We start from the raw sequence: 22,665 nt of genomic DNA, 5'->3' as shown, positions 1-22,665 counted from the left end.
GCAGGTGACGTCTCCTCCTCGCGGAAGCTGACGCGGCCCGAAGGCCCGACACGTTGTCCCCGTGGCTTCACACGTCGCTGTTTCCGGCAACGCATGCACAGGTAGGCTACGCCGACGGAACGGCCGGTCTCGTCACCAGCCTTGTGGGCGGGCGAGACAATGATGTTTGCGACTTCACGTCGCACTTTACCGATGCACTCAACTTCAGGCGCGTGCAGGGCGTAAAGCCTGTTTTTGTCCTTTGGTCGTTGGCGGCAAATACGCCATGCCCGCCCGAGCCACACGCGCAGTTGTATCTGCCGTTCGGCCGGCGCGCCGGACAGCTTGCGTTCGATGTCACGCAGCAGCCGTCCCAATACCGTACGCTGACGCTTGACTACACGACGCAGACGCTTGAACTGCTTCGCGTGCGCATAGCCGCCCGCGCGACGACTCAGAAGTTTGCCCTCGCGTTCGTCGGTCTGCTTCAGGTTCAGGCCGGTGCGTCGTGCCAGTTGCACAAGCCGGGCGCGCGCCACGCCCAGCAGACGACTGTCGGTCGGATAGGCGACCGCCTTCTCCTGCACGGTGGTGTCGACAATCACCCGCTCGAATTCGCCCGGCGTGACCGTCTTCATCTGCACTGCGGCGGCGATCGTCGTCGCCAGCAATTCCTCGACACCCGCTTCGCCCAAGGCTTGCCGGAAGCGAACTAGACTGGTCGGGTCGCACGGCAGACGCGGCTGGAAGTATTCTTCGCCGCAGAAGAACTGAAAATACACGGCCTGCGCCCAACGCTCGCACACCGACTCGTCGCTCTCGTTGTACGCGTGCTTCAGGTAGAGCAACCCCGCCATCAACCGGACCGACAGGCGCGGGCGGCCCGCCGCGCTTACCCTCGAGCTGCGCCCACGGCAGTCGCCTCGCGAGCACCGCGAGCGGCTGACGTAGATCGATCATCGCCTCAGGCGGCTACGAAAGAAATCGTCGGTCATTGTGGCGTCCTCAAACTCCCAGGTTTCGATGCAGATCTATATTCGTTCCGGGAGTTCAGCAACGCCCAAATCCCGAGCAATCTCTTGACTTATCTGCCTCGGTAGTGTTTTTCAGGTCCGACTCGTTACGTTTCGATCGACACCGCCACAGACAGAATGACCACCGTCGTCAAATGCCCGACAACAGTTCGATCTCGGCGCCTGGGCCGCCGAAAAGTACCGGATCGGCAGCAACGATGAAGAGCCGCGGACCGCCGATACGTCCGGCCAAACCGCGCATCATTGAAGTTCGCGCGCTGAAGTTCACGTTCGTTACATCGCGTAATCGCGCCTGCGGAGTTAATGGGCGGCCCCGCACAGCGCCGGCGCCCGCGTTCACTCAGCCGCGAACCACTCGAGCACGGGTATCGTCGCGGAAAGCAATGGCGTCACATCGGCGGGCAGCGTCTACCAGACGAACGCCTGGCCCTAACGACCGTGGGGCTTGCCCGTCCACGCGGTCACCTTGCAAAAATAAAGCCGTACATACGCGTGCGCATAATCGTGTTCAAGCGTATGCCATTAATGGCACGCCTTGATGTCGATACCCAGTTCCTCGTGCAGTTCGCGGGCAAGCGCGCCGCCTCGACAGTCTCACCGGCTTCGAGCTCGCCGCCGGGAAATTCCCAGTAACCTTCGTACGGCTTGCCGGCCGGCCGCTGCGCGAGCAGATAGCGTCCGTCGGGCTGGACCAGCACGCCGACCGCGACCTCGGTCACCGGCCGTGCAGCAGGCTGCGCCCGATTGTCGGCGGCACTGTTCATGCCTGCGCCCGGCGGCCCGACCAGTCGCGCGCAAACTGCCACGCGACGCGTCCGGAACGCGAGCCGCGCTCGAGCGCCCACATGAGCGCATCGCCGCGCGCAGCCTCGCCCCCCGCCTCGTCACAACCGAAATGGCGCAGCCAGTGCGCAACGATCGCCAGGTAGTCGTCCTGCTTGAACGGATAGAAGCTGACCCACAACCCAAACCGCTCCGACAGCGAAATCTTTTCCTCGACCACTTCGCCCGGATGAATCTCACCGTCCGCCGTGTGCTTGTATGTCTCGTTGTCGCTCATGTACTCAGGCAACAGATGGCGGCGGTTCGACGTCGCGTAGATCAGCACATTGTCGGACTGCGCGGCCACCGACCCGTCGAGCGCGACCTTCAGCGCCTTGTAACCGGATTCGCCTTCTTCGAACGACAGATCGTCGCAGAACACGATAAACCGCTCAGGCCTCGTCGAGATCAGGTCGACGATATCGCCGAGATCGTGCAGATCGTCCTTATCGACTTCGATCAGCCGCAGGCCGTCCTTCGAATGCGCGTTCAGGCACGCCTTGATCAGCGAAGACTTGCCGGTACCGCGTGCGCCGGTCAGCAGCACATTGTTCGCCGGCTGCTTCTGAACAAACTGGCGCGTGTTCTGCTCGATCAGTTCTTTTTGACGGTCGATGTTCTGCAAGTCGGTAAATGAGATTGCCGAGATCGATGGCACCGGCTGCAAAAAACCGCGTCCCTGGCGCTTGCGCCAGCGGAACGCGACCGCGCCGGCCCAGTCGACGTCAGGGGCGGCGGGCGGCAACATCGCTTCAAGACGGCCCAGCACGGATTCGGCGCGGGTCAACAGCTGTTCGAGTTTTTCCATGGCTAAAGTGAGAGGCGGATCGGGTTCGAGGCAAGGATAAAAGCCGGTGTCCGGAGGATTCCGAACAGGCTGCGGCGCCAACGGAGTATCCTGCGCTAGACCAACTTTCAGCAAAGTGGGAGATGAGGCGAAAAGAGGGTGACAGGTACCCACCAGGGGAGCAGAGTGCTGTCACCCAGCCCATGCGCGGCAGAGAACAAGGCCCACGTGCGCCGAGCATGCCAACGCTACCAGCACCGCCCCGTCAGCGTCTATGGTCAATTATATTTTTATAATGTATAAGTGAAATTGATTATCCACATACCACCGCCAATCAGTTACAAAAGCAATATGCACATGAGCACTATCGACTTGAACTTGAGCCGACGCATTGACAGATTTCGACATGACGAGACGGAAAGGAACTCATTCCGGCTGACGCGAGCAGGCAAACTCCGGGCAGACGCATCTTATGCAACCCAGGAACTTATCATTTCGAACCTGCGTCGCATGAAGCGACTTCAAATCGAACCGGCGCGGATGTAACGGCAATACAACAAACCCAAAGTAGACACTGAGGTTTCAAGTGTTTCATGAACGCCCCATCGTTGCTTCCGATTTCGGTGGAGTCGATATTGACTGGTGCCAATTTCGCCAATTATAGTTTCACATTCCACGATCATCCAAAATGTACGCACGTGAAGCTGGTATCCAGTCTGTCACTTCAAATCGTAACGTTGTCTGCTGTGTCCGCGGAAGTTTTAAAATTTGTCGACAGTCTCTTGTTGCTGAAGAGCAGGATCGATGCCGCCTCTCGAGCCGTGGATCGTACGCATCGCAATGCTCACGCGAAGGGTAATCGTCCCATCGAGTGAGATTTGACACGCTCCCCTGCCTGAAGGTCCCTGAAGGGCGGGGTTTCTCGGAGCAAGTCTCATGAAAGGGTCTCATGCATTGCAGCCTCGTTCCGCGGGTCCCGTGTGGGAACTGGTCTTGGGGCCGCTCCTGGTGTTCTCTCGGATCGGCTTTTGGTTCCTCGTAAAACCGTCCCGCGACGTTTGCCTAGATGAATCGCTTTCGGTGGGCGCTGTAGTAGTCGGCACACATTTCTAGCTGTCTATGCCGGAGGTCAAATTAGACGCGGACATCAGTAGCCGTGCTACCGAGGCGAGAGTGCCACGAATATATCGGTAGCCGACAATTTCTGCTGCGTACGTGGCGAAGTCATCCTTGAGGTAGTAGACCGGCGCCGCGCGAGCGTTCGCAGTACCATTTGCGAGCACGCGGCTCGGCGCCGCGATTGGTTTAACTGGCGCGTGTTTGCCACGAATGAACGCGACCTTGTGAAGCAGGTTGCGGCGCATCCTGTGTCGCCATGCGACCTTGCAGCTGTACCACTTGCGCGCTGACGCGCATGTGCCGTATTGAGTCACGCTTCCCACTGACGCTGTGGATCCGCCGTGCGCCACGCGTGCGCAGACGTCTTCTGTGATACGCGAAGCGCTACCGACGCGAACCGCCGCCTTTCCGACGCGTGATGGCTAGTTAGCGATCAAGCTTCGCGCTTCCGCGCCCGAATCGAGGACAGGCGTGCGCGACTCACCACGGCATCTTTGTTGCTACCGTTGCACAGCTGCTCTTGCAGCGTCGCTTCACCTCTTGCGAGCTCTACGCAGTAATGCTCTGACCTCGATACCGCGTAAGGCCCGCCCAAAACGCTCACCTTGCCGCGCTCTTTGCCACGCCATCGATAACGGAACATTTGAGACGCTTATACATTTTGCGCTGGGCAGCGGTATATTTCGCCTCGCACTTCGTGTCCAGATCCTGAACTGCTAACTTCCGCCGGGCTCGTGGTTAGAACCTGCAGCGTGCATGTAGTCCGAAGCATAGTCCGGCACGGCCGGTAAGTGTCAAACATCGCTAACAACGTTTCCCGCTCCTTGCCATCGGTTTCGCATATGCCAGACATCAACGTTCGGTACAAGTCAGAACTGACCTCGAAGCCACAGATTTTTCATGCCCGACAGCAGGACGCGCGCACGCGTGACGCCGCCACCGCGCGCAGCCCTTCCCGGCGACCACCACCATTCAACGCACAGATCGAAGCGCTCCAATCAACACTGCTCGACACGTGCCCCGCACCAAAACCCGCGACCAGCTTCACGGTTTCCGAGCCCACCCAGCCACCGCAAAGACTGCTCGCAACGGTCCTTCTTCAAACCTTGTCGCTAGTAAGCTCCACCCGCCCCGGGGCCCCGGAGGCGTTACCGTTCACTTCCCACGGGAATCGGGCATCAACCGGAGAGTTGGCTCTCGCACCGTTCTCATGGAAGGCAAGCCCCTCACTGGACACACTCGCACAATATGCTGACGGTAACAGCCTTGCAACCGCGTTAGAAAAGGCGAGACCGGCCACCAGTCCGCCGCTCTTCGCACCTGGTTTGATCTATGACAACCCGCACTCAAGAGTCAAACGAGTGATGGGCACCACGTATCGCCCTGTAGAAATACCGCTGTCCAATCGCGCAATGAGCCGGGCGAAAGCTCACGAACTGCAATACCGTGAAGATGGACTGAACCCGCATCAGGAGATCGATGTGACCGACGGTTATCCCACCGGTTCGGAGGTGCCAGGAGATTCCCGCCACGAATGGTCAATCTCATTGTTGAAGTACGGTCTGGAACACCATAAGGTTCAAAACTCGCTCGCGATCACTCGCATAGTCCACGACAAAGACAAGCAAATCGCGAAAGAAGTAGTGATCTCGGCGAAGAAGGCCGACGAGAAGCATAAGGCACAGTTCGACAAGTCAATGCAAGCTCAGGTTATAGAATTGACGTTAAGAATTACTTCACTGCTTGAGTCATTGGGTGTGGACACTACGTCAACCCCGGCGACAATCTTTGCCGCGACACCCTTTCCGAACGATCCGCTCTTCGCCACTCTGACTCAGGGGCAATATGGCCTCGTAGTCCAGACTCGCGCGGGCGGCCAGGAGAGGTCGTTTATCGTCTCAACGGCGAACTGGCAGAAAAATCCAGTCATCATCGAGACAGATGACTCTAACTGGCGATCGCAAGCATGGATTCACGCCAACGCTGAGAAATTCTTCGGATACAAGATGCAACGTGTTTTTTACAGAAACACTTTGGCGGATTTTCGGAGTGTGCGTAGTGCGGCACCACATGTGGCAACGCCACTCGTCGCCGCGACTAGACAGGAACAATGGGAAGCGGCATGGGCGGCGACAGACACCGAGAAATATGTCGACCAGTTCCACGATGAACTGGTTTCGGCGGTTTCCATGCCGGTAGTAGACATGGTCACAGGAGGAGTCGGCAAGCTCGGCAGGCTCGCGCCGAAGCTTGCCTCACACGGCTACACCATCGTCAAAGGGTCAAGGATCACATCTGTGATCAGCAAGGGATTTTCGGCGACGAAGATCGGGCGCCGGCGGTATCGGATCGCCCTGCGCATGAAGAGAAAAGAGCACTTTGAAGTGAAGATGTCTGGCGGACGGATTGTAGGCAAACCCGAGAAAATGCCCCTATACAGCGGAAGAGCAATTCCGAAGCCACCCAGAGTAGTCGCTGCGGGCAGCGTAGGCACAGTGCGCAACGAGGCGATACAAACAAGCGGAATGTTCGATTGCACCACAGTTCTGGTACAGGCAAAAAGCGAGCATGGAGATGCGGTGAGCGGTCTTTTTCACGTCATGGGTAGTAACCTCGCCGCAGGCGAGGGGCGCGGGCTCCAAAAAATGGACGATCTGATAGCAATCGCGAGGAACAATCGCGACGCGCGATTCACAGTGATATTTGGTGAGAACAACGGACCTGCTGGCCAGACAGTGTTCATGACCCAGGAAAACAATCGACTGCTCCCTTTGTTCGAATCACAGAAGTATCCTTTTCGATTTGCGAAATCCAACCAGGTGATCGCCTACCCCGACGGAACCTTAGACCTTGGGGAGGGCGGCAAATTCATCACCGGAAAAGAACTGCTGAAACTCACCGAAGAGATCCGGAACGCGTGAAGCATGAGTTCTACCGGATAACGTTCACGTCATATCACGGTATCGATCGCCATTCTTCGCCGCCCATAGGTCAGATGATCATGGCCCGCCCGCCTCCCCGGGTCAGTCACACCGAACGAGCGACCGACACGGTCCAACGGCACGACATGCGCTCAACTTCCGGGTGCTCGCAACCGGTGCGACAACCGTCCAAGATGAAGCGGCCAATGCACCGTCCCCGGTACAGACCGCTCGCGCTCAGTAAAACTCTTCAGGCCCGAAATTGCCCCGAATTTCGGACCAAAATGTCAAACTCGGGAGACAGGGCCTTCGACACGGCTAAAGGGATATTATCCGAGGGGTAATCAGGAAGAGGCGTTCCATATGCGAATTAGTATCATCATGGTAACGGAACAACTCACCGATGATTGGTATTTCCGAAAGCCCCGGGATCCCTGTCACCGATTTTTTCCTATTATTAACGCTATATCCACCGATAAGAAGACTTTGATTTTCCCCCACATATGCCTGCGTATTGATTTCTGTGGTTGTCACAATAGGAATAGTGTCAACTTCCTGACCGGTTGCAAAATTACCGTCTTCTATATGTACATTCAGCTTGATCATGGTTTTACCATTTTCCTGAACAACCATAGGCAATACGCGTAAAGAAGTACCAAACACCACGTTATACAGATCTGCGGACGCATATCCGGAAACTCGTACATAGAAGCTGGTTTTGTTTGCCATTACCGCTTCAACGTTGTCCAGCGTCGCGACTTTTGGTGTGGCTTCAATTTTCGCCTCAGAGCTCTGCTGTAACGCGTCAATGCGTGCTAGCAGATAACGCCCCGCATCGCCCAACACAGCGGAAATTGACGCACCAACGGGCGTAGCGTTGGCAACAAAACTTCCAGCAAGCTGCGTCGTTCCGAAACTTGGGTCAAGGAACCCGTTATACCCGTTAGCCTGTGTCGTCCCGGTTCCCGTCTGAAAATCTACGTGGGAATTGTGCGCCCTCCAGTCAACTCCAAGCTGCTTTAGAGCATTGTCGTCAATCTCAATGATCTGTGCCTCGATTTCGATCACCTTGCGACGTTTGTCCAATTCCTCAATGACGGGCTCGTATTGATCCATATGCTGCGGCGTGTCGCGGATCAGTATTGAATTGGTTGCCGGATCCGCTTCGATTATGGGCAGACCTGTGTCGCCAGCAACGGCATCGCCATCGCCCCCCGAGAGAGGATCCCCTGAATCCTTTCCAAATCCCATGTCCGCGTTGCCAGGGGGTAAGGGCGGTTTCCCGTTGAACAGGCTGCCAAGTATTCCACCCTGCGAGCCCGGATTTTGCGGCAGCGGTGGGTACGTACCACCATTCGAATTTCCCCCGACGTCGGTCAGTTGTTTTAGACGTCGACCGCCAGACGCCACAACACCTGCAACCGAAGGTGCATCCGACTGACCTTTCTGTTGGAAGAGCTTCGACAGTACAGTGGCAACGCCAGGCACGGTCACAGCCTTACCGTCAATCTGAACACTATGGTCAGCTGCCCAGGCGTGCGATAGCTTGAAAATGCGCATAACTGAACTGGTCTGGCTTGCAACGCTCTGGTCCAATTGTCTGGCCACGTCGCTTACCAGCTGCACATATTGCGGCGGTCCTGTTACAACGGCGGCATGCGCATCGGCGGAAGAGTTAAGCGGATACCTGTTGTTTGTTAGCCCCATCTTGGAAAGGGTGGCTTCCAGCTGGCTGGTGGTCGCGTACCTGAGTGTGACAACCTGCCGCGTTAGCTCGTTTGGGCTAGCGATTGTTAACACCGAGCCATCGTAGAACCATACGAAACCAAACGTTGCAGCCAAAGTATCAAAGAAGCGCTGAGGCGGCATGTCAAACTGGCCTGTCACAGTGCCCTGCACATTTGGTGATATCTGTGCCGTAACGCCTTGACTTGCCGTGAAATCGCGCAGCACGTCTTTCAGATCCTTTCCCTGAACCAGAATGTGCACCGACTGACCAGACCACTTTACAGGCGCAGCGTCCAGCACCTGGATCATGCCACCGTATATCAACGCCGCAAATAAAGCCGCGCGCATTAGCTTCATGACGATTCCCCGAATACCCGATTGGCTCAAACCAGCAGGCTTATCCCTCAGTCATGCGTATGTGCTCATCCACAGTGCACTTGATTTTCTTCATCCGGTCCTGAACAATTTGGCGCTGACGATCATGATTATTTCGACATCCATCGTTTCGCGAGGCTGATCTCGCGAGCCACAGGGCTATAGCGCATCGTCATCCACCTTGAATCCTGCGCAGTAGTGGTCAGATTACCAACGGCGGCACACTGGGGGGTCTGATCTGTTTGCCTCGCACTTGCGAATGCGTTACGACGTCGTAACCACCGGAACACACACGACTAGATCGCCAAATTGTCGACGAACTAACCAGAGAAGATCCCTTCCCTCGTCATCGACACGACAATTTTGTCCATGTCATGGGGTTATATCGACACGTCTGAGCAGGCCGTGAACGAATCATACAGGATGCCTTAACGATTATGAAAATTTTCCCGAACATTTTGTTAAGCGATGTAATCGGGTGAGAATTGGGAGCTATCAAGCGTTTGGCCTCAACCCTGACGCACACCTGCCATTTGATCGAGCGCGCACCCATGCAATGGAGACACTTCAGCGAACGCCTTGCGGAATCAGCCCCCACTGAAATTATATACACTGGCATGATCCGATTGCGACCGCCCCCATCCCTTGCTCCGCCTGTTTTTTGCGCATTCGTTACAACCCGTGGGCCTCTGTTGTTGCACGTGCGTGTCTCGTAAAACCAGCTCAAAACGGGCGATAGATCGTCCGAATTCACCCATTTATAAATAAATACCACCGACAAATAATACGAGAATCCGGAAATCAAACCTAAGTTGAGAGGATCAATTTTCCAACCTCCAACAGCTCTCGGACGCAACCATATATGATGAGTCAAACAACGCGCCGACTCAATATGCAATTTCTAGTATTGCTCAATTACTGAATCACCCACACCATCCGATCCTGTCAAAAATGGTACGCTTCGCGAAAATAACCCGTCAATAATAGTTATCGAAGACATTTCGCAAAGGTCGCGGCCAATGTTATGCTGAGATGAGTGGCTCGGACGCGCAATTCATTTGTTAAATGGGGCAAGATCCTTTCTTCCCAAGGTTACAAAATCGCTTGTGGATGCCTCACCTAAGATGGATAGGATACCGATATTTCAGAAACTGTATTATCGGTCTCGCCCAGATCATGCGGGCTCCACTATCCACGCTACTCGCGATCTCGCTGCCATTCTGGGACTGTATTTTCTCGTATGCGCCCGTCGGTGTTCGACTCACAACAAACATGGGATAGCAAATTTTGACTGACTTGAAGCAGCCCGTCGTACTCACGGGCGACCGCACAACAGGGCCGCTGCATCTTGGCCACTATGTCGGCTCTCTACGCGCCCGTGTGCAACTTCAATACGAAGCAAAGCAGTTCCTGTTGCTTGCCGATACACAGGCGCTGACCGACAACATGGGAAGCCCGCACAGGATCAGCCGCAATGTTCTCGAGGTAGCGCTTGACTATCTTGCTGTCGGCATCGATCCAACAAGATCAACCATATTCATCCAGTCGCAGGTACCGGAACTCGCCGAACTGTCACAGTACCTGCTGAATCTGGTCACGCTCGCGCGGCTTGAGCGAAATCCGACCATCAAGGAAGAAATCCGGTTGCGCGGATTCGAACGTGATATCCCGGCTGGATTTCTCACATATCCTGTAAGTCAGGCGGCGGACATCACGGCGTTCAAGGCGACCCTTGTGCCAGTTGGTGACGATCAGCTTCCGATGATTGAGCAGACCAACGAACTGGTGCGTCGCTTTAACAACTCCGTCGAACGGGCGGTGCTTGTGGAATGTGAAGCGGTGCTCGCCCGCGTCCCTCGGCTACCCGGCATCGACGGCAAGGCGAAGATGAGCAAGTCTCTGGGCAATGCCATCCAGCTTGCTGCAAGTCCCGACGAAATTGTGAAAGCGGTGAATGACATGTACACCGACCCCAATCATCTACGCGTGAGCGATCCCGGCCGGGTCGAGGGCAATGTAGTGTTTGCGTTCCTTGATGCGTTCGAGCCGGACATCGAACTGGTTACCGAACTGAAGGCGCAGTACCGCCGGGGAGGCCTTGGCGATAGCGTCGTCAAGCGCGAGCTAAACGAGCGCCTCCAGGCCCTGCTTGCGCCGATCCGCGAGCGTCGTCTCGAACTGGCACGCGACCCGGCTGGGGTGCTTGCCATCCTTTCGCGCGGTACAGTGCTCGCGCGGGAGACTGCGGGCGCAACGTTATGCGACGTGAAGGCGGCCCTCGGCCTCAGCTATTTTTAGCCACGGATGGGATCCGGCTTCAAAAGATCCCCGTTTTCGCTCTTTGCGTGAATTGAAACGACTGACACCGTTGGATGCGATTGGATCCGGTGCGCATCCTGAGAAAGAAGGATTTGTATCGGATCATGCCAATATCGGTTGCTTCGTCCTGCGCACGATGTTCCGCCGACCGAGCTCCTTTGCATTTGTAACGCATGCAATCTTGAGAGACTGCTACTCTGGCTGCACGCCTCTGGCCGGTGACGATACGGTTATCGAAGCGGCTTGCCCCCGCTAAGATCTCGTGGAAGAGGCCGTCAACGGACGCGCGAAAGCCAGGAGCAAAGCGGTGAATGAGCGCACGGTCATCCAGCCGTAGCGCGGGAGCAGCAAGCAAACCGACACCTGTCATTCTTTTGTACGGAAGCGCGTCAGCGCTACACGCACGGGAGCATCGCGTGTGTAGTGCCAGGACCTGTGGGGAATCCACGCGTTGCCGTGACATAAGAATCACCGCACCATGCTCCTGGTGGTCGTATGCGCCTTGCCGGGTGTTCGCGTATCGGCGCCGAAAAAACGGACAGCGGCGCGAGCGACGGGACAGGCACAGCCCGCCGCTCCGAAGACCAGGCGCATGGGCCAACCGTCGCCACATCGACGCGCGGTCTGTCCCAGACTGACCTCGTCGTATGGCGGCTAACGTGAATTGATAATAACCCCTTCTCCCTAGACACCCAATGGCGAATCTGCGATTCGCCATTGGGTGTCGAAGAGGCAAAGTCAGTATATAAGGTCGATATGGATCGACTCTTCTCATTGATCACGGCGGCGCACGCGTACCGGCTATGGCAGGAAACTGACGCGGTCAGCGCCGATCGCCGACCCTTTTACCCACGGTCACAAATGCAGCATGCGGCCATGTTCGACCGCTTTCTGCGCCTCTCACGCCGAAGGGCGTGACGCTGAGCATCATCGGCGCGGCCCTCGTCGAAACGTTTTTCGCCGACATGGATACGCGATGCGCGCCAGGCACCACGACGCAATTGCGCTGCGCCAGCATGCTCGGGCGGCTGTGCCATCCGCTTATCGACCTTTAAAACCAACGTTAGACATTGGGGTTGTACTGATGCCCTTTGACTTGCACAAGAGGCTCACTATCGGTCCGTCTTCCCGCGTAGGAAACGTCCATGTCGTATCCGCGCACATATTTTGCTCTATTGATTATTTTTCGCTCTGCTTCGCCGAATCTTGAGGTGAATTCGCACTGCCTTTTCTGCCCATACACCGTGGCCTCATATTGAGGGAAGAGTCCACCGATATTTTTCGCCTTGACGCGGACATCGGGCTCTAATGCGCAGAGCAGTTCCTTACGTTTTTCCGCCTGAAGCTTTTTCGCCTCCTCACGTTCGGCTCCTTTCAGGCCGCAGGGAATTTTCCCTGCAGGCAACTCCCTCGATTTTCTACTAGTGGAAATCAGATTTATGCTCATGCTCCCCGAAGGCTGACCACGGGATCCAGTCAATCTAAAAGCATGGGATGACTCCGGTTTCGGAGCTGCATTCGTTGTTTTTACGCAAGAAATTTCCATGTTTTTTGCGTAAAGATTCAATTCTCCCTCGGTTTCCGTGCAGCGGACATGGTTGCTTCCCACGTAGTACCGGCCAATCGAACGCTTTGGAACACTAGAACACTTCGAAGGCAAACCGAAGAGCTCGGTCATCTGTGCTGTGGCCGCTGAAATTTCCTCTTCAACTTGCGTAGTCGCTCTTTTAGGGGGGCGATCACTAGCAAGTCCTGCTAGAATTTTTCGCATCTCATTTGAGCGCTTTATATTTTGAATAGGATGGTTTGTCTGTGACCGAACGTTAACATAACTGACTAATCCGACCGAATCGGAATGTGAGCCACCAGAAAAGAGATTACTGATACCGTTGTTCATGATGTGAAATAAGAAAGATTATGTTAGCCTTGTGAGGGCGATTGTGCAGCTCCGAGCGATTCTATTAATATGGTATCCTAATCAAAGATATTCGGCGTACGCCTCTCTGCCCACCTTCACAACAATGTTGTCTACGCGTCCGAAATGATCGATCGCGCTGATGACCAGCGATTGTATCTGCGCGATAATGAACGGTCGGGCGACTACCACGTCATGGCCAGCGAAGGCCGCGCTCCATGGCACCGCGATCTGCGTCGCAAAATGAATCACGAAATAGCTAACCGAATTAAATACCGTGCCGCTCGTCGGTATCCACAAGCCGGCCTTGTCTGCGCTTTCCATTCCGGCGATCTGGGCATCGGTTATGCAGAGCTCGTGGTAGCAGTCCTTGAACTGCGCATTCGAAATGTTGTTGGTGAGCTGCCGGTTCGATAGGATGAAACCGAACGGCTTGCAGAATTCTGGCGAGATCGTCGGGGATTTCTTTTTTTCTGCTTGTCTAATCCGGCTTCAAACATCAGCAGATCTATCAGGAACACCCATCTGGTCTGCCGGCACCCTCTTGACAACCGTACCGTGCCGCCGCGTGGATTGATTGCCGGCATATCCGGTACCGGCGCCGAAGAGAACCCAATTTCAATCACGGTTTGATCGCGGGCTATCGAGAACGTGGCACTGCAAGCGGAAGAATTGATTAACTTGCAACACACTACAGGATTGGCTGCCCGGGTAGTTGACGCCAACTGCCGGTCTGAAGGGGATTTAATCTCAGTCATGGTTCAATCTGGTATCCTGAACAATTATGTTGCATGGAAGAGCCTGATTTCCTGCGCGGCATTTTTATAGAGGTCCTTCTGCCTGGCATCGGAATGTCGATATGCCCCGACCTCCAGCTGCGAAGACCGCAGTGGGGCCGTGAGTACGTGACTCATCGAGACGAAAGTGGGTGCCGTCTGCTGGACGACGAGGGACAAAGGCTGACTATGATTACCTTTGGTTCCGAACATGTCGAAAATGGACAAGGGCTTTGACGATTTGACTATAGAGTCCTGGCCGAGGCGCACACACCGAAGCCCGCAATATCCCCTGTTGCGCCGCAATCGACGTGCCGATGTTTCATCCCATAGAAATTTTATGGAATGGGTAATGTTGCAAGAGGAAAGTTTTCAGAGAAATCGGCATAGGAGGTGTTACGAAGCTGGTACCGAAGCCAAAGGAGCCGATACCTGGCATGAAGGCGATTCTCGTTTCCGAGGAGAGCTTCGTTCGGGCGAAGAAGCAGATGAAGGCATATCCTGCCTTCTGTCCGAGGCTATCAGCGCGATGATCGATGTGTGTGATGCTGACCAGTGGTCATGGAGAGAGTATCACGGAGCATCATTGACGAGTGCAAGTGCCAGCTCGAGCTGATGGTGGTTAGCATGACACCTTCGACATGGTCAATACCCGACCGTGAGAGGATCGCAGCACCGCTCACGCCCATCCATCTTCCTAGAGCACCACCAGCATCGGACGTGAGGTTCGGGCACCACTTTGGGCGCCTCGTTCACCCACGCTATCAGCGACGCGACTGCGGGGTCCTTGAGGTAGGAGCTTACGAACTGGGACGCCTGCGGCGGCGAGATGGAGGAGATGGGATCATCGTCAAGTCTGTTCATGATAAGCACTCTGGATTCAATGCCCAAACCATAAGACAAACATGTACCTTGCGCGATTCAGAATGCGCAACTGCATGGGAAAAGCGCGCAATCATGCCTTTGAACAAAACACGCGGTCCAGGGCAAGCAGCGTACGTGCTCGATGCAGACTGTCCTGCGCGGGGCCGCGGCAAGGCTGTTCTACCGGGGGATAGGCGCCGAGGTTGTGCTGCCGCGAGATGTCATCAATTTCCCTGCGGCGTGCGTCCTGCTAAATCCGTGGAGCATAAAGGGCGATATGGCAACCTACGCACAGTGCAATGGTGACAATTGTTCATACTGTCGCTTCGGCAGATTGCTAGGATTATCGATCTGCGCGTTCACAGTAGCGGCGAAGCGCTCCCCTCTGCCAGCGCCCAGCAGTGCCATACCACGCTGCCCCATGCCGAGTTGCTCAACCTGTACGGCCCGACCGAAGCAGCGATCGACGCGCACGGCCAGCCGGTACCGCTGGGGTGTGGTTGAACTGTACATTGGCGGGGCCGGTGTGGCCCGTGGCTACCTGAACCGCCCCGAGCCCACCGCCGGGCGCATCGTCGCCGATCCGTTCTTCCCGGATCCCGAAGCCCGCATGTAGCGCACCGGCGACCTCGTGCGTTACTTGCCCGACGGTAGCGTTGTGTTCCTCGGGCGCAATGACCATCAATTCAAGATCCGCGGCTTCAGCAGCGAGATCGAGGCCCGCCTGCTCGCGCATCCCGACGTGCGTGAGGTGGTGGTCATCGCCCTAGGCCAGATCGACTCGCGTCTGGTCGCCTATACCGTCAATGATGCCGTGCAGCCCGGCGCGCTGCGCGACTGGCTCGCTCCCTGCCTGCCCGACTACATGGCGCCGGGGCGCCTTCGTGCAGCTCGACGCCGCCCCCCCCCTGATGCCCAATGGCAAGCTCGACCACCTGGCCCTGCCGGAGCCTGACGACACTGCGCTCGTTCCGGCTGCCTATGAAGCGCCCATCGGGCCCGTGGAGCAGATTCTCGCCGGCGTCTGGCGCGCGTTGCTCGGGGTATGAAAAGGTAAGCCGTCACGATTCGTTCTTCACCATCGGTGGACACTCCGCTCACTGAATGCTGTGCAGATGATCGGACAGCTGGGGCGCCACGGCCTGCGCTGTCTGTGCGCGATCTGTTCGGAACGCCTGTCCTGGCTGCACTTGTCCACACCCTAGAGCAGCGTCACGGAGTCCCCTTCCCACTGAACCGGATCATCGCGGAGCTCGCCACCTCAAAGCCCGGAACGACTGCCGTTTGTCGACTGTCGTATCTTAACTAATAAGGAATCCTTCAATGTTTAACAACGCGTGCGTAGCTTATCAGGTTTCGTAGCTGATCGTCTCGTGGGCGCATCGCGTGAAATGCGACTACCGAGGCACGGTGACACGTTTCGGAGACGCCGCCGAGCGAAACATACTTTTCCACCAGTCCGATATATTTGACATGTTATCTTGCAATGGAGATAAGACGTGCAGAACAATGTTGTATTTGATCTGATCGGAATCTGGCCATCGAATTTTGCGTTTGCCACGCGACTCGTGGAGCGCGACGGCACGAGTCGGCCACCGTACTGATTTGTTGAGCAGCAGGCGTCGTTTGGATGGCATCGTGGCATGCTTCTCGACGATTGCCGAATGCAGATTTCATTCCTCAAAGATCTCGTCACGCAGCGCGACCTGACCAGCCGATGCACGTTTATCAACTACCCGTTCGAACATGGTCGTCTAAACGAATTCGTCAACCTGAAGAACTTTCACCCTACGCGTATCGAGTTTCACGACTACCTGCGTTTGTGCTTCCCAAGCGTTCGATAGTCGGGTCCGCTATGGCGAAACGGTGTTCGGAATCGAACCGGTGAATCCTGACAGTGCGCGAATTGACGCTATACGCGGTCTGTCGCCTGACGCAGCGGCCGTGAGTGTCAGCGCACCACCTGTGCCGTTTCGATTGGCCTCGGCGGTACGCCAGCGATTCCCGGCGTTCTCAACGCTTGGCCGCGAGCGCATCATCCATTCGTCATCGTATCTGACAGAGATCGACCGGCTCGTGGCTGCTCCCCAGTGGCGAGCATCACCGGATCGCGGTGATCGGCGGGGGCCAGAGCGCGGATAAGGTATTCGCAGATCTGGTGCGATGCTTTCCGCACGTCAACGTCAGCCTCGTAATGCGCGCCGGCGCGTTGAAGCCGGCCGACGACAGCCCTTTCGTCAATGAAATTTTCAGCCCCCAATTCACCGACATTTTCTACGGGCAGACCGAGCACGCGCGCCACGCGCTGCTCGAACGCTATCGCTACACCAACTATTCAGTCATCGGCCGGCCGCTGATCGAGCGCATCTACTAGAAGCTGTACCCGCGGCGTGTCGATTACAACACGCGCCACCGACTACTCGCCGGCCGTACCATTAAGGCGGCAACCTGTGCGGTGGATGGAAAGGTCGAGTTAGTACTACATTGACCCGCTCAGCTCGAGCTCTCATGGTGCAAATAGGGCCGGCGGATCGGGTAGAGTTGAAGGAGCAAAACGAACTGTCAACCCTGGGTGAGCAAGCGGAAGACTCTGGAGGAGTTGTTCGTTGGAAGGCGGCATTTTGATCGGGAGATCATCATTCTGTGTGTGCCTTGGTACCCGCGCTACAAGCTCAGCCTGCGTGATCTGGTCGAGATGATGGCTGAACGGGGTTTGTCGCTCGCGCACACGACCATCCTTCGCTGGGTGAGGCGTTATACACTCGAGTTCGTCAAACGCAGGAACTGCGTTGCTATACCTGCGGGTCGCTCGTGGCGTGTCGACGAGACCTATCTGAAGATTCGCGACAAGTGGGTCTACCTGTACCGGGCGGTGGATCGGGGCTGGCCAGACGGTGGACTTCATGCTCGGGGCGAGGCGTGACGTGGTTGCGGTCGAAGCCTTTTTCGCATCCACCCAGGCATCTTGCCGGATTCCTTTTCGTTTCCGAACGTTCAGAGAACTTCGGGCAAAAATTCAAAGATGTCGCTGTACGACGCCTACCACGACAAGTCGGCGGCACATGCATTGAGTAAACGCAGGCGGCTGCCCGACGACTCGTCATGCCATCTGATGCGCCATCGCCGACAGTTACAAATCGGACCGCAGGCACAAGCCGTCAACCTCGGACGGAATTTCTACCGCCTACATTGTCCGCAAGACTGTTTTCGCCCAGCCTTTTCAAGAGCAAGCAGGCGACTTCTGACCCAAGACGTACCGTTGTTGCGTTGAAATGTTCTACGTATCTGTCATACAGGCTCCATAGCTTCGGGTTTGCTGCGCGCCGTTGACGTTCCAATGTTGCTTGCCGTTCTCTATATCGTTCGCTCCAGATTTCACGCGCCTCTCCACCGCCGGATGGAGGCTCGCCCAACTCGCTATCAAGCCGCTCGCTGTCCTCAATGTGCGCACGACGGATCTCCTCGCCTAATGCCTCAGTGAGTTCCGGAAACGACCGAACACCACATAGGATTCTCATTCCGTGCAGGACATCATTGACCGGCCAGTCGTATTGTGGCCATGCTAACGCCTCCAGCATGTCCGCCTTAGGAATCGATTGCGTCTCGGCTTGCCTTAGGTGGACCGCGCTGCGCCGTATTGCGTCCCATGCGTCAGCAGGAATGGTTAAGCCTTCCCGCTCCCGTTTATGCAGCATCATTATTTCCGTTGCAAGTTCTGCCCCCGGCCCTGTAAGGCCTGGCATGACCGCCCACTCGGATGCGTAAACGAACTCGTATAGCACGTCAGGGGTAACTTGCCGAAGATCCGCACCAACCGGCATTGCTTCAACGATTTCCATCAGGCGCGTGCGAGGCACTGCGTCTAGCAGACTCCCCAGTGCCGTTGGGGCGCCTATCACAATTTCAAATTGGTCTGGGCCGCCCGCCAGACAATCCGATGGGGGAGAGACTTCCTTTTCAGTTTTTGTTCTCAGACGTGCGATGCAGACTTCCTTGACGGCCGGATCACCGGCAAAGCTCAGCCATATCCGATCACTCTCCGTCACTCGTTGAGCGGTGGAATAGTTCGTGCGCACATTCAGGCCGAGATCGTCGAGCCACTGATTTGCCGTCAGGCTCATACGCGTCACCGTCACTTCGTTCAATCGAGCATATTCGTTGCCGTTCACAAAAAACACCATCTGGGGAATTCCGCGTATGCGGAAGCGTTCTCGTGCTTCGATGGCCCTGTCGGCATTGATTTTCATTACCTTGATACGGCCATCGAATTCGCAAGCAAATCGTTCCAGATGAGGATATAAGGTACGGCACGGGCCACACCATGGTGCCGTGAAAAGCAGCAGAACTGGCTTCACATCTTTTACGTCAGCCTCTAGTTTCGCCTGTGTCGTTTCGACTATCGCCATTGTTTCCTCGACGGAGTTTGCAATCAAAATCAGACAGCTTTCATCGACATAGGGTTCCATCGGACCTCTAGGACAGCGGACTCGGCAACGCCGTCGGCGCTCGGTGAGAGATGGACCGATAACGCACATTGAACTAACCCGATGCCGGTGGTCGACACGACTTGTCCCGCGTCAGCGGGTTAGTTCAATGTGCGTTATCACAGATAAGAGGGATTGCGGGAAGATGCGGCAGTGTTGCGCAGTCGAGAGGGTATCCGATTTTGCGACCACGTAAGATTGGGCCATCCCCTCCACTTTTACAGTGACCCACCATGCCACGACAGATAACCGGACTGGATACCAATCGCGTCAATCCCAACGCCTATTATCAAGGCAGTAGCAATGCCTCGCATAGCGCAGCTCCGGCCGCGCTCACGCCGTCCCCCCCCAGCTTCAGTAACCGTCCACAGTCCGCCGTCCCGCAACAGCTTCAGGCGTTGGCTCGGTCTTCTCTTCCCCCTGCGCCCCCGCCCTATTCAGCGTCCCGGTCAGAGCTGCCAGAGACTTCCAGCGTCGCCAACAGGCGCGGCGGACGCACAGGTAAAGAAATCGGCAGGCTTGCCCAGGCAGCCGAAGAAGGAGGCCACTCGCAACGATCCATGGACAAGCGTGGCACGAAGGCGCTGAGCAGGCTGGGCACCGACTACGAAAACAGGCGAAAGCCTGACAAGGTGATCCGTGAGAATCTTGAGAAGGCTAGCGATGTGCTCGCAAATCACCAAAATCAGTTCAGTCCACACGTGTACAACGGATTCATGAATGCTACTCGTCTGATCGACGTGGGCCTCAAAGCTCCTGATCGCGCGCATCGGCGCCACCCTGGCGGTGAAATCGAGGACTTCTCCGTATGACAACGGCGTCTGTGCGTGGGCAGCCAGAGACCAAGGAAGGCACCGCAGCGCGGCCGTGTCGGCCGCTCAGGTACCCTGGGGAAAGGTACGGCAGACGCACCAGGGCGCAATGTCCGCGCGAAGTCCGGCCTCAACAGGTCGATTCTCGATCAGGGCTGGGGCGAGTTTCGCCGCCAACTGGAATACAGGACAGCATGGCGCGGCGGTATCTTCGTCGCGGGAGACCCAAAAAACACGAGCGGTACGTGCCCGTGTTGCGGCCATGTGTCGAAGGACAATCACAAGGCGCAGGCACGGTTCGCTTGCGTCTCGTGCGGCCACGAAGCTGATGCCGATCATGTCGGCACACTCAATGTTCTAGCGGCAGGACATGCCACGATTGCCTGTGGAGGGATGGCGCAGTCACGCCGCCCGGCGAAGCAGGAACCCGCCGAAGGTGCTTGCGCACCCCTTAGCAATCCCCGTCCGGCCTTTAGGGCCGGGAGGATGTCAAGTTCAAGACTTTCAATCATGAAAGAAGATTGTGGAGCTTCCGGACGAAGGTAAGCGCCGTGGGCAACGCTCAGCGTAGCTCGCCGGTGCGACGTAGGCGCATCGGGGGTACGCCAAAGCGATCCTGAACTGTATTGGCTTGGGTCGGACCTGACAGGGGGTCGGCACGGCAGAGCGGGCATAAAGACGTCTCCACGAGGGCTGAGTTTTTCACGTGCCGTGTTATGGCAAGACACCCATGCGCACCGTCCTCAATTCCCTCGCGCTAGCGCGCGGCCAGTACGCGCCCGAGGTGGCCTTTTGCAGCGCACGAGCCCAAGGCGACGCCGCCCGATGTGTCGTTCGGACCGGAAAGCATTGGAACTCACGGACCATCGAGCAAGGACGGGATTTTCAGCTTGACTCTGGGCAACGACGCGCGCGATGTAGCCGTTTGAAAAGCCGTTCTTTGCGAGCCTGTGTTGTAGGACGACAATACGCGCTGTCTAGCCACCAAAATAGACGTTGCAGTAGCTGACGGGGCCAACGCATTCTGGCGTGGGCACAGTCATCGGCCTAGCTGTATCATCGGTGCCGCGCTGGGATACCTCGCCGTTTGCGTTCGCTTTCCGAGTCGCTTCCTTCTGGGCGATCCTGGCCAAAGCTTGCTGAACATCGTCGGGATAGTTCACGTTCTCACCGCTCGCCTGATAACCCACATCGCGAAACTGCTTCAGTTCAGCGCGCACCTGCGCGCGCGTAAGCCCACTGCTAGCGCCTTGCGCAAAGCTCAGCCCCGGGGCCAACAATGCAACAGTGGCAGCAAGTATGGCGATCTTTTTCATGATTAAATCCTCTGTATTAAATGATTGGGGTATTTTCTGCAGCACGCGGCTCCGCGCGGCACAGATAGGTTGACTTAACTACCGATGTACGTATCGCAGAAGCCGCGCGGACCGGACGCACTCTTTTGCCAGGGCGAGCTTTCTCACACTTCTCCGGCTGGCTCGCGCGGAACGTACCATTGGTGATGTTCAGTTCCTGACAAACTTCGGCTCGGGTCATTCCGGCAGCGCAGCTGATGCTCTTGTTGCAATGCCAAGTGTTGCCGCGGCAATCAAGCGAAATCTAAATGACTAGCAATACTTTCATTTCGGGTTCCTATTCTATATAACTATCGAACTACCATGACTGAATACGTCGACTCAAGGTTTGAGTTGACACGTGAAAATCCACATTAGCGCCGGTGTCACGGTGAGTTGATTAACGACCACTCAACAACGCGCGTGCAAGATCTTCGCGCCTGCAATTCTCGTCAGATATCCATGCGAAGCCTGGATGGTGCCTACATGAGATGGTGCCTACATGAATTGACGCACCTACAAGTTCCGTCATGAAGGTGATCATAAAACAACTGAAACTGCATACTGTCAATATTTGTTAATTGACAGAGACTCGCATTCACTGCCCTGTATCGCAAAACCGCTTCCGGGAATGAGCCTGTCATAGCCACGCCCCCACCTGATAAAGATGCGCTCAGTTAATTAATATCTGTTAAGGCATAGTCTGATATGGACAAAAAGCAAAACTGCCGCCCCCAGTTCGCTCCACAAAGAACAATCTAAACTGGCGAATACACAGACCCGATTTCGGATACACGTTAAACCATAATCAAGAGTGGAGCGCAAGCATCGGCAGGGGAACCCGTCAAGGATGTCAGTTCGCCATCGATCGATGGAGCCCGAAACGGGACCATCACATATCGCCTGGCATGCATTTTTCTGATCAAATATGTTTCGGCATTACTACTTAAAAGTTGTTACCTGAAAATTAAAACATTCTATCGCCATTTCGTTATCCGAATAATCACGTCATACCGCAATCTTCTTCCGGAACCGGGCCATAAGCACTCTAACCGATTTGCGCATCTGGTCACTCTGAGCCGCGCACTTCTGATCGCGCCCTGTGGGCGCGCGCAACTTGAAGCCTGTACGGATAAGTCCACCGACTGCCCAAACAGGTGGCCATAGAAGTGATACAGCATAATCGACACGTGGCGTTCCGGTGCCGGAGTAAGTAACTGCGTGGCGCGTCAGTGGGACAGATCCGATTCGTCGACGTAGACGATCAGTCGCTGCCCGGCGAGGCTGCCGCGGCCCGGATTTTTCTGGACACAGATTTGCTGTAAAACAGCTGTCCAGAAAAGGAGCTTTTCATGCTGAAGAAGGTGCCCACACAGGCTGTTGCGCCGCAGGCGCT

12 protein-coding genes and 5 pseudogenes are annotated in these 22,665 nt (G+C 56.1%); 8 read left to right on the top strand and 9 right to left on the bottom strand.

The annotated features are described in order from the left end of the window. Nucleotides 1-185: 185 nt before the first annotated feature. The 5 genes and pseudogenes from HV796_RS35315 to HV796_RS35295 all read right to left on the bottom strand — a co-directional run. Nucleotides 186-974 (bottom strand): annotated as a pseudogene (locus HV796_RS35315) (IS5 family transposase); the annotation flags it as partial. Between the two features lie 169 nt (nucleotides 975-1,143). After that, nucleotides 1,144-1,281 carry a hypothetical protein gene (locus HV796_RS35310; RefSeq protein ID WP_175232515.1) on the bottom strand — a complete coding sequence of 46 codons (138 nt, stop codon included), beginning with the start codon at nucleotides 1,279-1,281 and terminating at the stop codon, nucleotides 1,144-1,146. 68 nt (nucleotides 1,282-1,349) lie between these two features. Then, nucleotides 1,350-1,777, bottom strand: a pseudogene (locus HV796_RS35305) (NUDIX domain-containing protein). Next, nucleotides 1,774-2,643 carry an ATP-binding protein gene (locus tag HV796_RS35300; RefSeq protein WP_175232514.1) on the bottom strand — a complete coding sequence of 290 codons (870 nt, stop codon included), beginning with the start codon at nucleotides 2,641-2,643 and terminating at the stop codon, nucleotides 1,774-1,776. The pseudogene HV796_RS35305 and the gene HV796_RS35300 overlap by 4 nt, the downstream one beginning before the upstream one ends. A gap of 1,088 nt (nucleotides 2,644-3,731) precedes the next feature. Next, nucleotides 3,732-3,986, bottom strand: coding sequence for a hypothetical protein (locus HV796_RS35295; protein ID WP_175232513.1), 255 nt, complete (start codon nucleotides 3,984-3,986; stop codon nucleotides 3,732-3,734). A 597-nt stretch (nucleotides 3,987-4,583) separates the two neighbouring features. On the opposite strand from HV796_RS35295, the gene HV796_RS35290 reads away from it, so the two are divergent. Beyond that, nucleotides 4,584-6,662, top strand: coding sequence for a hypothetical protein (locus HV796_RS35290; RefSeq protein WP_175232512.1), 2,079 nt, complete (start codon nucleotides 4,584-4,586; stop codon nucleotides 6,660-6,662). A 318-nt stretch (nucleotides 6,663-6,980) separates the two neighbouring features. Here the strand turns inward: HV796_RS35290 and sctC are convergent, their stop codons facing one another. Continuing rightward, entirely contained in the window at nucleotides 6,981-8,747 is a 1,767-nt protein-coding gene (gene sctC, locus HV796_RS35285) for a type III secretion system outer membrane ring subunit SctC (protein WP_175232511.1), read from the bottom strand. Nucleotides 8,748-10,052: 1,305 nt separating this feature from the next. Between sctC and trpS the strand changes: the two genes are divergently transcribed. Further along, a complete protein-coding gene (trpS, locus tag HV796_RS35280; protein WP_175232510.1) occupies nucleotides 10,053-11,063 on the top strand; it encodes a tryptophan--tRNA ligase in 1,011 nt (336 codons plus the stop codon). Nucleotides 11,064-12,147: 1,084 nt separating this feature from the next. Here the strand turns inward: trpS and HV796_RS35275 are convergent. Continuing rightward, nucleotides 12,148-12,981, bottom strand: coding sequence for a hypothetical protein (locus HV796_RS35275; RefSeq protein ID WP_175232509.1), 834 nt, complete (start codon nucleotides 12,979-12,981; stop codon nucleotides 12,148-12,150). Between the two features lie 144 nt (nucleotides 12,982-13,125). Between HV796_RS35275 and HV796_RS35270 the strand changes: the two genes are divergently transcribed. The 4 genes and pseudogenes from HV796_RS35270 to HV796_RS35255 all read left to right on the top strand — a co-directional run. Next, nucleotides 13,126-13,416, top strand: a complete 291-nt coding sequence (locus HV796_RS35270; RefSeq protein WP_175232508.1) for a hypothetical protein — start codon at nucleotides 13,126-13,128, stop codon at nucleotides 13,414-13,416. A 1,589-nt stretch (nucleotides 13,417-15,005) separates the two neighbouring features. Next, nucleotides 15,006-15,734: pseudogene (locus HV796_RS46000) on the top strand (AMP-binding enzyme); the annotation flags it as partial. Between the two features lie 404 nt (nucleotides 15,735-16,138). Then, a pseudogene (locus tag HV796_RS35260) lies at nucleotides 16,139-17,121 on the top strand (SidA/IucD/PvdA family monooxygenase); the annotation flags it as partial. A 90-nt stretch (nucleotides 17,122-17,211) separates the two neighbouring features. Then, nucleotides 17,212-17,590, top strand: a pseudogene (locus tag HV796_RS35255) (IS6 family transposase); the annotation flags it as partial. 207 nt (nucleotides 17,591-17,797) lie between these two features. On the opposite strand, the gene HV796_RS35250 reads toward HV796_RS35255, so the two are convergent. Beyond that, entirely contained in the window at nucleotides 17,798-19,105 is a 1,308-nt protein-coding gene (locus tag HV796_RS35250) for a thioredoxin family protein (RefSeq protein ID WP_175232507.1), read from the bottom strand. Between the two features lie 578 nt (nucleotides 19,106-19,683). Between HV796_RS35250 and HV796_RS35245 the strand changes: the two genes are divergently transcribed. Both HV796_RS35245 and HV796_RS35240 read left to right on the top strand, forming a co-directional pair. Beyond that, complete coding sequence (locus tag HV796_RS35245) at nucleotides 19,684-19,935, top strand: hypothetical protein (protein WP_175232506.1); 252 nt, start codon at nucleotides 19,684-19,686, stop codon at nucleotides 19,933-19,935. Between the two features lie 15 nt (nucleotides 19,936-19,950). Then, complete coding sequence (locus HV796_RS35240; protein ID WP_217478090.1) at nucleotides 19,951-20,481, top strand: RNA-guided endonuclease InsQ/TnpB family protein; 531 nt, start codon at nucleotides 19,951-19,953, stop codon at nucleotides 20,479-20,481. Nucleotides 20,482-20,912: 431 nt separating this feature from the next. Here HV796_RS35240 and HV796_RS35235 read toward each other — a convergent pair whose 3' ends face one another. Then, a complete protein-coding gene (locus HV796_RS35235; protein WP_175232505.1) occupies nucleotides 20,913-21,251 on the bottom strand; it encodes a DUF4148 domain-containing protein in 339 nt (112 codons plus the stop codon). Between the last annotated feature and the right edge of the window lie 1,414 nt (nucleotides 21,252-22,665).

This window comes from Paraburkholderia humisilvae (assembly GCF_902859855.1).
GTDB classification, from domain to species: Bacteria; Pseudomonadota; Gammaproteobacteria; order Burkholderiales; family Burkholderiaceae; genus Paraburkholderia; species Paraburkholderia humisilvae.
Note: the sequence above shows the minus strand (reverse complement) of the source record. Positions and strands in the feature narration are given on the sequence as shown.